Source organism: Microbacterium sp. NPDC057407 (assembly GCF_042803895.1).
Taxonomy (GTDB): domain Bacteria; phylum Actinomycetota; class Actinomycetes; order Actinomycetales; family Microbacteriaceae; genus Microbacterium.
The window spans coordinates 440,314-452,660 of the sequence record NZ_JBHVCA010000001.1; the positions used below are offsets into that span (position 1 = coordinate 440,314).

Genomic DNA, 12,347 nt, shown 5'->3' on the forward strand with positions numbered 1-12,347 from the left:
CCGTCGTGCGGAGTCCAGTCTAGTGGAACTGAATCCCGCCGACGCTAGGACTCAGTCTCAGCTTGGGATCGTGTCCATGACCTCGCGCATCATGCCGGCCATACCCGAGAACATCATCAGCATGATCGCGACCGAGACCGCCATCGAGACGACCAAGGTGGCGATCGTGACCCACAGGGGCGTCCAGCCGTGCCCTGTCCGGCGGACCACCACGACGGAGCGCCCGATCGGATAGACGGGGTTGAGGAACGCCCATGCCCAGTGGAAGGGCCGAGGCACGTCGCGCCGTCGGAGCTCCCGCCAGTCGAGATACGAAAACCACACCGAAAGCCCGTACCCGCCGTAGCTCAGCAGCTGGGAGGCGATGAAGAGAGGAGAGCCGAAGACAGCGAACTGCTGTCGGATCAGTGCCTGGACGGCGAGCGGAGCCTGCGGGTCGCCCAGGAGGGCCGGGTCGATCTCGAACATCGACCCCCACGGCACGAACAAGAAGAGAAGCAACGGCACAACAGGCACAAGCACGACGAGCCAGATCCACACCGTGTTCCATGACGTACCTGCGGGCGCCCGCAGCTCCGGAGCGTCGAAAGGTGAGACTGTGGCGTGCTGGAAGGGGGTCCACGTCGCACCGTCCCAGTAACGCAGGGTCGCGGGGACAGCGGGATCGGGGTACCACCCGGGAGGGATCGAGCTCACGCCCCGAGCTTACGAGCGGATGCCGGCGCCACCGCCGCCCGCCGGGCGATCCGGCGGCGGCGGATCCACTTCTCGACCTCCACGAACACCGGCACCACGAGGGCGAGTCCGATGCAGATCAGCCACTCCGTCCCGCTGAGCGATACGGTGCCCACGAGACGCTGGAGGAAGCCGATCTCCACGGCGGCGACGGTCAGCGCGAGCGGGATCGCCAGCCACTTCACGGCAGTGAGAATCGGAGCCGTGAGCCCCGACTCGGGGTCGCGCCGCATGGCCAGGCCGCCGAGGATCGCCCCGAAGGCGGCGACGACGAACGTCATCGTCACCGGGACGTTCGGCTCTGACGGGCTGGCGAGGTCGGGGAACAGCAGCAGCGGCACGAGCGTCATGAGGAACAGCACGCCACCGTACGCGAACCACAGCGTGATCGCCCCGCCGTTGGCGATGGTCTTCTTCGGGTCGCGCGGCGGCTTGAGCATGATCGCGTCGGGAACCGGGTCGAGGAGGATCACGATCACCGGAAACACCGAGATGAAGAAGTTGAGGAACAGGATCATGATCGGCGTCAGGGGCACGCCGCTGTTGATGTCGAAGATGCTCGCGACCAGGAACAGCAGCACCAGCGAGAAGAGCTGCGACATCTGGTAGCGGACGTAGCTCACGATCTTCTCGTAGATGCCGCGGCCGAGCCGGACCGCCGTGACGAGGGTTCCGAAGTTGTCGTCGACGAGGATCATCTTGCCCGCCTGCTTCGTCACCTCGCTGCCCGACCCCATCGCGACGCCGATGTCCGCCTGCTTCAGTGCGGCCGCGTCGTTGACCGCGTCGCCGGTCATGGCCACGACGTCACCCGACTCCTGCATGAGTCGCGCGAGCCGCAGCTTGTCCTCCGGCGTGACCCGCCCGAAGACGTGCAGGTTCGGCAGAGCGGCCTTCAGCTCGTCATCGCTCATCGCCTGGATGTCGGCGCCGCTCGCCGCGCCCGGGCCCAATCCGAGCTTCGCACCGATCGCGGCGGCCGTGATCGCGTGATCGCCCGTGATCATCCGCACCTCGATGCCGGCCTCGTGGGCGATCCGCACGGCCTCCTTCGACGAAGGCCGCAGCGGGTCGATGATCCCGACGAGCCCGACGAAGGTGAGATCCTTCACTTCGGCCATGGGGTCGGCGGGAACCGGGGTGCCCGGCTCGAAGCGGCGAACCGCGAACGCCAGCACGCGCAGACCCTGTTCGGACAGGTGGCGGTTCGCGTCGAGCACGGTCTGCAACTGGGCATCGATCGGCGCCGACCCGTCGGCGGTCAGGACCGACGAGCAGCGGTTCAGGACGACATCCGGTCCGCCCTTGACGAGCGCGACGAGGCGCGTGGCCCCCTCGTGCGGAACCTCGTGGAACGTCGCCATGAACTTGTAGGCCGAGTCGAACGGCACCTCGGCCGCACGCGGGTACTGAGCCCGTGTGAGCTCGGCATCGGCGCCCATCTTGGCCGCGAGCACCACGAGCGCCGCCTCGGTCGGGTCGCCGATGACCTCGCCGTCGTCCGACACGGTCGCGTCGTTGCAGAGGGTGAGCCCCAGGGCGAGCTGCGTGAAGTCGGGCACCGCGTTGCCCGCCGCCTGACGGATGTCTCCGGTCTTCTCGTATCCGCTGCCGGCCACCGTGAACCAGTCGCCCGCGAAGTAGAGCGACTCCACGGTCATCTCGTTCATCGTGAGCGTGCCGGTCTTGTCGGAGTTGATCGCGCTGGTCGCGCCCAGCGTCTCGACGTCGGTGAGGTTCTTGACGACCGCCTTGTGCTCGGCGAGCTGGCGGGAGCCGTACGACAGCATCGCCTGCACGAACGACGGCATGCCCGTCGGGATCGCCGAGATCGCCATCGAGATGCCCAGCAGGATGACCGAGGCGATCGGCTGATCGCGCACCAGGCCGAAGATCACGATGACCGCTACGGCGCCCCAGGCGATCCAGCCGAGCACCCCGGTGAGGGAGTCGAGCTCCTTCTGCAGCGGCGACTTCGCCTGCTTCACCGACGACAGCATCGACGCGATCTGACCCATCTGGGTGGTCATGCCGGTGTCGGTGATCACCACGGTCGCGGTGCCGCGGGTGACCTGCGTGTTCTGGAACGCCATGTTCGCGCGATCGCCGAGCGTGGTGTCGGGGTCGTCGATGGTGGCGGGGTCCTTGGCGATCGGCGCGCTCTCGCCGGTGAGGGCGGCCTCCTGCGTCTCGAGCGTCGCCGACCGGAGGATCCGCCCGTCGGCCGGGACGATGTCGCCGGCCTCCAGGGCCACGACGTCGCCGGGGACGATGTCCGTCGCGGCGATCTGCTTGAGCGCTCCGTCGCGGAACACGCGAGCCTGGGGGATCTGCATCTTCGACAGCGCGTCGACCGACGCCTTGGCCTTGAGCTCCTGGCTCGCGCCGAGGAACACGTTCAGGACCACGAGTGCGCCGACCACGATGCCGACGCTCACCTGCCCGATCAGCAGGCTGATGACCGCGACGATGACGAGCATGACGTTCATCGGGTCGGCGAGCTGGCTGAGCGAGACCTGCCAGACCGACGGCGGCTTCTCGGCGGCGATCGCGTTCGGCCCGTGGTCCGCGAGCCGCCGGGCCGCCTCGGCCTGCGTGAGGCCCCGCTCGCCGTCGGTGCCGAGAGCCGCGACCACGTCGGCGGTGTCGCGGGTGTACCAGAGCGGGTCCTTCGCGGGCGTGGCGGCGGAGGTGTCGACGGTGGCCATGGGCCAGACGCTACTCCGGCGCCCCGCCCCGCGAGGGGTGATTTTGCGGGGTGAGCGGGCTACTCGTCGAGGCGCTCGCGCAGCCGCCGCGCGACCTCGGCGGTCGGCATCGTCCGCGGGAACACGGCGACCACGACGTCGTCGGCGGCGGGCTCCGGCGCATCGTCGGCCGGCCCCACCCCGAAGCGGCGCAGCGCGTCGTCGAGCGCTCGCCGCAGCACCGACACGGGCACCTTCTTCGGCCCCCGCAGCAGCTGCCGCAGCACGTGGTTGTGGATCGCCGTCACGAGCGCCGAGAACCCCACCGCGTCGATCGGGTCGAGCCCGGGCAGCGACGCCCGCAGGTACTCGTCGAAGAGGCGCTCGTAGCGGAACACCGTCACGATCTCGCGCTCGCGCAGCGCCGGCACCTGGCGCACCACCGCGTACCGTCTGCGGGCGAGTTCGGGGTCGCCAGCGAAGTGGGCGTAGACGAGGACGGATGCCTCGCACACCGCCCGCCACGGATCGTCGTGGTCCTCCGCCAGATACTCGCGGAGGCGGTCGAGCAGCAGCTCGTGATCGGCGAACACCACGTCGTCCTTGCCGCCGAACTGCCGGAAGAACGTCGAGCGCGAGACCCCCGCGGCCTGGGCGATCTGCTCGACCGACGTCTGGTCGAACCCCTGCTCGGCGAACAGCTCGAGCGCCGCGGCCACCACCGCCGCCTGCGGCGGCGCGGAGCGGGGGGCGGCGGTGTCGGTCATCTCGGGGGAGAGCCTAGTGGCTGGGGTCGGGGAGCCACAGCAAGCGGTAGTAGGGTGGGGGACTGGTCGATATCTCGACGTCGAGACGCTTTTCGCGTCATCCCACCCCATTCGCCACCGCGAAGGAATGCACTGTGGATCTGTACGAGTACCAGGCAAGAGACCTTTTCGAGAAGTACGAGGTGCCGGTGCTCGCCGGCATCGTCGCCGACACCCCCGAGGAGGTGCGGGCGGCCGCCGAGAAGATCGGCGGCGTGGTCGTCGTCAAGGCGCAGGTCAAGACCGGCGGCCGCGGCAAGGCCGGCGGCGTCAAGGTCGCGAAGACCCCCGACGAGGCCTACGAGGCGGCGAAGGCGATCCTCGGCCTCGACATCAAGGGCCACGTCGTCAAGCGCGTGATGGTCGCGCAGGGTGCGCGCATCGACAAGGAGTACTACTTCTCGGTGCTGCTCGACCGCGCCAACCGCTCCTACCTGTCGCTGTGCAGCGTCGAGGGCGGCATGGAGATCGAGGAGCTCGCCGTCGAGCGTCCCGAGGCGCTCGCCCGCGTCGAGGTGAACCCCTTGACGGGCATCGACAAGGCCAAGGCCGTCGAGATCGCCGAGGCCGCCGGATTCGCCGCCGAGCTGGTCGACCGGGTGAGCGACGTCTTCGTCAAGCTCTACAACGTCTACAAGAGCGAAGACGCCACGCTGGTCGAGGTGAACCCGCTAGTCCTCACCGAGGACGGCGAGGTCATCGCCCTCGACGGCAAGGTCTCGCTCGACGAGAACGCGGACTTCCGCCACTCGGGCCACGCGCTCCTCGAAGACAAGGCCGCGGCCGACCCCCTCGAGGCGAAGGCCAAGGAGAACGACCTCAACTACGTCAAGCTCGACGGCGAGGTCGGCGTGATCGGCAACGGCGCGGGGCTCGTGATGTCGACGCTCGACGTGGTGGCCTACGCGGGCGAGAGGCACGGCGGTGTGAAGCCGGCCAACTTCCTCGACATCGGCGGCGGCGCCTCGGCCGAGGTCATGGCGGCGGGCCTGGACGTCATCCTGGGCGACCCGCAGGTCAAGAGCGTGTTCGTTAACGTGTTCGGCGGCATCACCGCGTGCGACGCGGTGGCCAAGGGCATCGTCGGCGCACTGGCCGAACTGGGCTCGAGCGCCTCCAAGCCGCTCGTCGTGCGTCTGGACGGCAACAAGGTCGAGGAGGGCCGTGCCATCCTCCGCGACGCCAACCACCCGCTGGTGACGCTGGCCGAGACCATGGACGAGGGCGCCGACAAGGCCGCCGAGCTCGCCAACGCCTGAGCCGAAGCATCCGGAACTAGGAAAGAACAGACATGTCGATCTTCCTCAACAAGGACTCCAAGGTCATCGTCCAGGGCATCACGGGCGGCGAGGGCACCAAGCACACCGCTCTCATGCTGAAGGCGGGCACCCAGGTCGTCGGTGGCGTGAACGCCCGCAAGGCCGGCACCACCGTGCTCCACCACGACAAGGACGGCAACCCCGTCGAGCTGCCCGTCTTCGCGACGGTCGACGAGGCGATCGCCGCGACCGGCGCCGACGTCTCCATCGCGTTCGTGCCGCCGGCGTTCACGAAGAGCGCGATGGTCGAGGCCATCGACGCCGAGATCCCGCTCCTCGTCGTGATCACCGAGGGCGTCCCGGTCGGCGACACCGCCGAGGCCTGGGCCTACGCGCAGGAGAAGGGCAACAAGACCCGCATCATCGGCCCCAACTGCCCCGGCATCATCACGCCCGGCGAGTCGCTGGTCGGCATCACCCCGGCGAACATCACCGGCAAGGGGCCGATCGGCCTCGTCTCGAAGTCGGGCACCCTCACGTACCAGATGATGTACGAGCTGCGCGAGATCGGCTTCTCGACGGCCATCGGCATCGGCGGCGACCCGATCATCGGCACCACTCACATCGATGCGCTCGCGGCGTTCGAGGCCGACCCCGAGACGAAGGCGATCGTCATGATCGGCGAGATCGGCGGCGACGCGGAAGAGCGCGCGGCCGACTTCATCAAGGCGAACGTCACCAAGCCCGTCGTCGGCTATGTCGCCGGGTTCACCGCGCCCGAAGGCAAGACGATGGGCCACGCCGGGGCCATCGTGTCGGGTTCCGCCGGCACGGCGCAGGCGAAGAAAGAGGCGCTCGAGGCCGCCGGCGTCAAGGTCGGCAAGACGCCGAGCGAGACCGCCGAGCTCATGCGCGGCATCATCGCCGGTCTCTGACCGCCGCACACTTCGGTCAGCTTGTCGGAAGGCCCCGCTTCGGCGGGGCCTTCCTGCGTGCGGCCCGACCGCGGCCCGGGTCCCCGGGCACCGGATAGCCTGAGGGCATGCCGCTGACCGGGGAGTACAAGCCGTCCACGTCCGATTGGGCCCGCAAGCAGGCCGAGGCCTATGAGGCCTCGGACGGGCAGAAGGCCAACACGCTGCGCGGGGTGCCGATCATCGTGCTGACCTCGGTCGGCGCGAAGAGCGGCGGACTCCGCAAGACCGCCCTCATGCGGGTCGAGCACGACGGTCGCTACCTCGCGGTCGCGTCGAAGGGCGGCCACCCCGACCCGCCCGCCTGGTACTGGAACATCCGCAAGAACCCGCACGTCGAACTGCAGGACGGCGCGGTCAAGCGCGACTACCTCGCCCGCGAGCTGTCGGGGGACGAGCGCGCCGAATGGTGGGAGCGCGCCGTCGAGGTGTGGCCCGACTACGACAACTATCAGGCTCGCACCGACCGTCAGATCGCGATCTTCCTGCTGGAGCCGGTCGAGGGCTGACCCGCATGGGCGTGAAACAGGGGAGAGCGGATGCCTCGGCATCCGCTCTCCCGTTTCACGCGCTCAGCCGGCCAGCGCCGCCTCGATCGGTCCGCGCGCGAAATACAGCACGAACCCGGCCGCGACGACCCACAGCAGCGGGCTGATCTCGCGCGCCTTGCCCGACAGCGACCGCACCACGACCCAGGCGATAAAGCCCGCGCCGATGCCGTTCGCGATCGAGTAGGTCAGCGGCATCACTGTGATCGCGAGGAACACCGGCAGCAGCACCGAGAAGTCGGTGAAGTCGATGAAGCGGATCTGGGCCATCATCAGCGCGCCGACGATGACCAGGGCGGATGCCGCCACCTCGCTGGGCACGATCGACACCAGAGGCGTGAAGAACATGGCCACGAGGAACAGCAGGCCCGTGACGACGTTCGCGAACCCGGTGCGAGCACCCTCGCCGATGCCGGCACCCGACTCGATGAACACGGTGTTGGACGACGCGGACGCATAGCCGCCCGCGACGGCGCCGACACCCTCCACGATGAGTGCCGACTTGATGCGCGGGAAGTCGCCCTTGTCGTCGGCGAGGCCGGCCTCCTTCGAGAGACCCGTCATGGTTCCCATCGCGTCGAAGAAGTTCGTGAAGACGAGCGTGAACACGAGCATGAGGGCGGCGAGCACGCCGATGCGCTCGAACGACCCGAACGAGACCTGGCCGATGAGCGAGAGGTCCGGCACGCTCACCAGCGAGGACGGCAGCTCCGGAACGGACAGGCCCCAGCCGCCGGGGTTGACCTGATCGCCGTCGACCTTGGGACCGAGGTTCCAGATCGCCTCGACGATGACCGCGACGATCGTGCCGCTGACCAGGCCGATGAGGATGCCGCCCTTGACCTTGCGCGCGACGAGGATGCCCGTCAGCAGCAGGGTGAACACGAAGATCAGCGTCGGCACCGTGGCGACCGAGCCGTTGATGCCGAGCCCGACGGGCGGCGAGCCGACGCCGGTGGCCGTGACGAAGCCGGCGTCGACGAAGCCGATGAACGCGATGAAGAGGCCGATGCCGACCGTGATCGCGAGCTTCAGCTGGATCGGCACGGCGTCGAAGATCATGCGTCGCAGCCCGGTGGCGGCGAGCAGCACGATGATGAGGCCGTTGATGACCACGAGCCCCATCGCCTCGGGCCAGGTCACCTGCCCCACCACGGCGACCGCGAGGAACGAGTTGATGCCCAGGCCCGCGGCGAACGCGAACGGGAGCCGCGTCACCAGGCCGAAGAGGATCGTCATGACCCCGGCGGTGAGCGCCGTGACCGCGGCGACCTGCGGGAAGCCGAGGCTATTGCCCTCGACGTCGACACCGCTCGACAGGATGATCGGGTTCAGGATGACGATGTACGCCATCGTCACGAACGTGACGACGCCGCCGCGCACTTCGGCGCCTACCGTCGATCGGCGGCGGGTGATCTCGAAGAACCGGTCGAAACCGCTGCGCGGCTCGGGCGTCTCGGTCGTCTCGGTGGCGGGCGACGGGGCTGTGCTCATGAAGGACCTCCGCAGAGAACGTTAGTGCCCGCACGAGGAGAAGCACGCCGGATGCCGCGACCGGCCGGGTCGTCGACCGGGCGTCGCGTCGCCGCTGGGTAGGGTCGATGTCGCATGCATCGCCTCACCGTCGCCCTACTCGCCGCCGTCGACGCCGCCATCGCGGTGGCCGTCGGCATCGCCGTGACCCTTGCGCCGCTGACCCTCCTGTGGGTCTTCGGCCTGGGCGGCGGAGCCGATTGGGGCGCCCTGTGGCCGGCGGCGGTGACGGTGTGGCAGTTCGGCAACCTGGTGCCGGTGCTGGTCACGCTTCCGGCCGACTACCTCGCCGCGACGGGGATCGACCCGGCCGCGGCATCCTTCACCCTGTCGCTCTCGCCGCTCGCGTTCGCCGCTTTCACCGCGATCTTCGCCGGCCGCTCCGGCGTTCGCGCCTCACGCGCGGAGGCGTGGGGAACCGGTGTCGGCACCGGCGCGGTGGTGTTCGGCGCGCTCTGCGCCCTCGCCGGATTCACCGCCCAGAATCTCGTCGGCGACACCGAGCTGTGGCAGGCGATCCTCGTTCCGACGCTGGTCTTCGCGCTGCCGGCGCTGGGCGGCGCCATCGTGACCGAGTGGCGCGAGGCGGGATCGGGCTCGGTGGCCCGGCTGCGCGACCGGGTCGAGGCCGCCGCGCACGGCTGGGGGCTGGTGCCCGCCCTGGTGGCCCGCGGCACGGCGGTCGTGGCGGTCGGCCTCGTCGGCTTCGGTGCCGCGATCACCGCCGTCGCCCTCTTCGCTCGGGGCGGCCAGATCGTCGCCCTCTTCCAGGCGAGCAATGTCGACGGTCTGGGAGCCACCGTCATGACGCTCGCGCAGCTCGCCTACCTGCCGAACCTCGTCGTCTGGGGCCTCGCGTTCGGCGCCGGACCGGGGTTCGCGGTGGGCGACGGCGGCACGGTCTCGCCCGCGGGCACGCAGATCGGCGTAGTCCCCGGCATCCCGATCCTGGGGGCACTGCCCGAGTCCACGTCGCCCTGGCTGCTGCTGCTCGCCTTGGTGCCGGTGGGCCTCGGCGCGTTCGCGGGATGGATCGCACGTTCGCGGCTGCTGGGCGTGCGCACCGTCGAGCCGTCGCGCTCGCGCCCGGCTCCCGACGTCGTGGTCGACGACGAGCGCACCGCGGCGCTCACCGGACTCCTCGCAGGCTCGTCTCCGGCCCGGGATGCCGGCGAACGACCGACGAGAGGATCCGGGACTGCCGGCCCCGACGCCGATCCCGTCGGGGCGCGGCTCGTCATCGTGGCGGGGATCGCCGTGCTGTCCGCGGCCGCAGCCGCGCTGCTCTCGGCCGTCGCCTCGGGCGCCCTCGGGCCCGGACGCCTCGCCGACGTCGGCCCCGAGCCGGGCCCCGTGGCGCTCGCGGTGGGCTTGGAGGTGGCCCTCGGCGCCGCGATCCTCCTCCTGTCGCCGCGCAGCGCGACGCGGGATGGCGTCGGCGCCCCGGGGACCGACCGGCCGGCCTCCGTGAGCCCGCCCCCGGCCGCTCCGGAGCGGGACGTCTTCCCCGATCTGGCGGCCACGCTCGACCTGGGCCCGCGACGGTTCGATCCGAGCGCGCCGGTAGACTAGCCGCGTGCTCACGGTCGCCGTCCTCATCTCGGGCACCGGGTCCAATCTTCGCGCCCTGCTCGACGCGGCCGCCGACCCCTCCTACCCCGCCGAGATCGTCGTCGTCGGCGCGGACCGCGAAGCAGAGGGCTTCGTGCACGCCGAGGACTACGGCATCCCGTCGTTCATGGTCCCGTGGGCGCAGTTCGACACTCGCGAGGCCTGGGGTGCCGAACTCGGCGCGCAGCTGGCGGTCTGGAAGCCCGACCTCGTCGTGCTGAGCGGGCTCATGCGGCTGCTGCCCGCAGCCCTGGTCGACGAGTGGTCGCCGCGGATCATCAACACGCATCCCGCGTACCTGCCGGAGTTCCCCGGGGCGCACGGCGTGCGCGACGCGCTCGCCGCCGGCGTCGCCCAGACGGGGGCGAGCGTCATCATCGTCGACAACGGGGTCGACTCGGGTCCGATCCTCGCGCAAGAGCGCGTTCCCGTGCTGCCGGGCGACGACGAGCACTCCCTCCACGACCGCATCAAGCCCGTCGAGCGACGGCTGCTCATCGACGTCGTCCGCCGCATCGCGACGGGCGACCTCGACCTCGCCGCCGCCTCGGCGGCCGTCGCTTCCTGACCCCGAACGAGGAGAGCCTCCATGGCCGGCCCCACGCACGACCCCGCCCTCTACACCCACCGCGACGTGGTCGCCGTCCGCCGCGCACTGGTCTCGGTCAGCGACAAGACCGACCTGCTCGTGCTCGCCGAGGCCCTGTCGGCCGCGGGCGTCGAGATCGTGTCGACCGGGTCGACGGCGTCCACGATCCGCGACGCCGGGTACGAGGTGACCGACGTGGCGTCGGTGACCGGATTCCCGGAGTCGCTGGGCGGCCGTGTGAAGACACTCCACCCCGGTGTGCACGCGGGCCTTCTCGCCGATCTGCGCCTCGAAGACCACCTGCAGCAGCTGACCGAGCTCGGGATCGAGCCGTTCGAGCTCGTCGTGGTCAACCTGTACCCGTTCGTCGAGACGGTGCGCTCGGGCGCCACCGGAGACGACGTCGTCGAGCAGATCGACATCGGCGGTCCCGCCATGGTGCGGGCGTCGGCGAAGAACTTCGCCAACGTCGCCATCGTGGTGTCGCCCGAGTCCTACCCGGCGATCATCGGCGCGATCCGCGAGGGCGGCACGACGCTGCAGCAGCGCCGCGACCTGGCGGCGCGCGCCTTCGCCCACACGTGCGAGTACGACCGCGCCGTGGCCACCTGGTTCGCCGAGGAGACGCTGGGCGGAGCCGATCTTCCCCAGCACCTCACGATCAAGGCCGAGCGGCTCGCCACGCTGCGCTACGGGGAGAACTCCCACCAGCGGGCGGCGATCTACACCCGGGTCGGCGGCCACGGCATCGCTCAGGCGGCGCAGCTGCAGGGCAAGGAGATGTCGTACAACAACTACGTCGACGCGGATGCCGCACTGCGCGCCGCCTTCGACATGGTCAAGCCCGCCGTCGCCATCATCAAGCACGCGAATCCCTGCGGCATCGCCGTCGCGGCGCCGAATGCGCTCGACCCGATCGCGAGCGCCCACCTGCGCGCCCACGAGTGCGACCCCGTGTCGGCGTTCGGCGGCGTCATCGCGGCCAACCGCACGATCACCCTCAAGATGGCCGAGAACCTTCGCGACATCTTCACCGAGGTGATCGTCGCGCCCGACTTCGAGCCCGAGGCGCTGGAGGTGTTCCGGCTGAAGAAGAACCTCCGGGTGCTGAAGCTGCCGGCCGACTGGCAGCAGGAGCGCATGGACGTGCGCCTTGTGTCGGGAGGCCTGCTGCTGCAGGACGCCGACAGGTTCCCCGACGACATCGAGTCGGTCGCGAAGGACTGGCAGCTCGTCTCGGGCGAGCGTCCCGCCGACGACGACATGACGAACCTCATCTTCGCGTGGAAGGCCTGCCGCGCGGTGAAGTCGAACGCGATCGTGCTGGCCAAGCAGTCGGCCACGGTCGGGATCGGCATGGGTCAGGTGAACCGCGTCGACTCGTGCCGGCTCGCGGTCGAGCGAGCAGGAGACCGCGCCGCGGGGTCGGTGGCGGCATCCGACGCCTTCTTCCCGTTCGCCGACGGGCCGCAGGTGCTGATCGACGCGGGCATCCGGGCGATCATCCAGCCGGGCGGGTCGGTGCGCGACCAGGAGGTCATCGAGGCCGCGCAGGCGGCCGGCGTGACGATGTTCTTCACGGGGGAGCGCCACTTCTTCCACTGA

10 protein-coding genes are annotated in these 12,347 nt (G+C 70.0%); 6 read left to right on the forward strand and 4 right to left on the reverse strand.

Going from position 1 to position 12,347, the window contains the following annotated elements; translation table 11 throughout:
• Positions 1 to 57: 57 nt before the first annotated feature.
• The 3 genes from ACFUTX_RS02160 to ACFUTX_RS02170 are packed head-to-tail and all read right to left on the reverse strand — an operon-like array spanning position 58 to position 4,189.
• Entirely contained in the window at positions 58 to 696 is a 639-nt protein-coding gene (locus tag ACFUTX_RS02160) for a DUF2510 domain-containing protein (protein WP_378860547.1), read from the reverse strand.
• Positions 693 to 3,443: a cation-translocating P-type ATPase gene (locus ACFUTX_RS02165; RefSeq protein WP_378860548.1), complete on the reverse strand. Its 2,751-nt coding sequence runs from the start codon at positions 3,441 to 3,443 to the stop codon at positions 693 to 695. Before ACFUTX_RS02165 ends, ACFUTX_RS02160 begins: the two co-directional genes overlap by 4 nt.
• 59 nt (positions 3,444 to 3,502) lie before the next feature.
• On the reverse strand, positions 3,503 to 4,189 hold the full coding sequence (locus ACFUTX_RS02170) for a TetR family transcriptional regulator (RefSeq protein WP_378860549.1): 687 nt from the start codon (positions 4,187 to 4,189) through the stop codon (positions 3,503 to 3,505).
• Between the two features lie 134 nt (positions 4,190 to 4,323).
• Between ACFUTX_RS02170 and sucC the strand changes: the two genes are divergently transcribed.
• From sucC to ACFUTX_RS02185, 3 genes are all read left to right on the forward strand, one after another.
• On the forward strand, positions 4,324 to 5,487 hold the full coding sequence (gene sucC, locus ACFUTX_RS02175; RefSeq protein WP_378860550.1) for an ADP-forming succinate--CoA ligase subunit beta: 1,164 nt from the start codon (positions 4,324 to 4,326) through the stop codon (positions 5,485 to 5,487).
• A gap of 32 nt (positions 5,488 to 5,519) precedes the next feature.
• Positions 5,520 to 6,422, forward strand: coding sequence for a succinate--CoA ligase subunit alpha (sucD, locus tag ACFUTX_RS02180; protein ID WP_378860551.1), 903 nt, complete (start codon positions 5,520 to 5,522; stop codon positions 6,420 to 6,422).
• Between the two features lie 107 nt (positions 6,423 to 6,529).
• Complete coding sequence (locus ACFUTX_RS02185) at positions 6,530 to 6,970, forward strand: nitroreductase family deazaflavin-dependent oxidoreductase (RefSeq protein WP_378860552.1); 441 nt, start codon at positions 6,530 to 6,532, stop codon at positions 6,968 to 6,970.
• 63 nt (positions 6,971 to 7,033) lie between these two features.
• Here ACFUTX_RS02185 and ACFUTX_RS02190 read toward each other — a convergent pair whose 3' ends face one another.
• Positions 7,034 to 8,503: an NCS2 family permease gene (locus tag ACFUTX_RS02190; protein ID WP_378860553.1), complete on the reverse strand. Its 1,470-nt coding sequence runs from the start codon at positions 8,501 to 8,503 to the stop codon at positions 7,034 to 7,036.
• Positions 8,504 to 8,617: 114 nt separating this feature from the next.
• Between ACFUTX_RS02190 and ACFUTX_RS02195 the strand changes: the two genes are divergently transcribed.
• The 3 genes from ACFUTX_RS02195 to purH are packed head-to-tail and all read left to right on the forward strand — an operon-like array spanning position 8,618 to position 12,347.
• Positions 8,618 to 10,114: a DUF6350 family protein gene (locus ACFUTX_RS02195; RefSeq protein WP_378860554.1), complete on the forward strand. Its 1,497-nt coding sequence runs from the start codon at positions 8,618 to 8,620 to the stop codon at positions 10,112 to 10,114.
• 4 nt (positions 10,115 to 10,118) lie between these two features.
• A complete protein-coding gene (gene purN, locus ACFUTX_RS02200) occupies positions 10,119 to 10,721 on the forward strand; it encodes a phosphoribosylglycinamide formyltransferase (RefSeq protein WP_378860555.1) in 603 nt (200 codons plus the stop codon).
• A gap of 21 nt (positions 10,722 to 10,742) precedes the next feature.
• Entirely contained in the window at positions 10,743 to 12,347 is a 1,605-nt protein-coding gene (purH, locus tag ACFUTX_RS02205) for a bifunctional phosphoribosylaminoimidazolecarboxamide formyltransferase/IMP cyclohydrolase (RefSeq protein WP_378860556.1), read from the forward strand.

Excerpts from the sequence above, each read along its gene's own strand:
- ACFUTX_RS02190 (WP_378860553.1), bottom strand. The coding sequence starts at position 8,503 with ATGAGCACAGCCCCGTCGCCCGCCACCGAGACGACCGAGACGCCCGAG.
- ACFUTX_RS02170 (WP_378860549.1), bottom strand. The coding sequence starts at position 4,189 with ATGACCGACACCGCCGCCCCCCGCTCCGCGCCGCCGCAGGCGGCGGTG.
- sucD (WP_378860551.1), top strand. The coding sequence starts at position 5,520 with ATGTCGATCTTCCTCAACAAGGACTCCAAGGTCATCGTCCAGGGCATC.
- ACFUTX_RS02185 (WP_378860552.1), top strand. The coding sequence starts at position 6,530 with ATGCCGCTGACCGGGGAGTACAAGCCGTCCACGTCCGATTGGGCCCGC.
- purH (WP_378860556.1), top strand. The coding sequence starts at position 10,743 with ATGGCCGGCCCCACGCACGACCCCGCCCTCTACACCCACCGCGACGTG.
- ACFUTX_RS02165 (WP_378860548.1), bottom strand. The coding sequence starts at position 3,443 with ATGGCCACCGTCGACACCTCCGCCGCCACGCCCGCGAAGGACCCGCTC.
- ACFUTX_RS02195 (WP_378860554.1), top strand. The coding sequence starts at position 8,618 with ATGCATCGCCTCACCGTCGCCCTACTCGCCGCCGTCGACGCCGCCATC.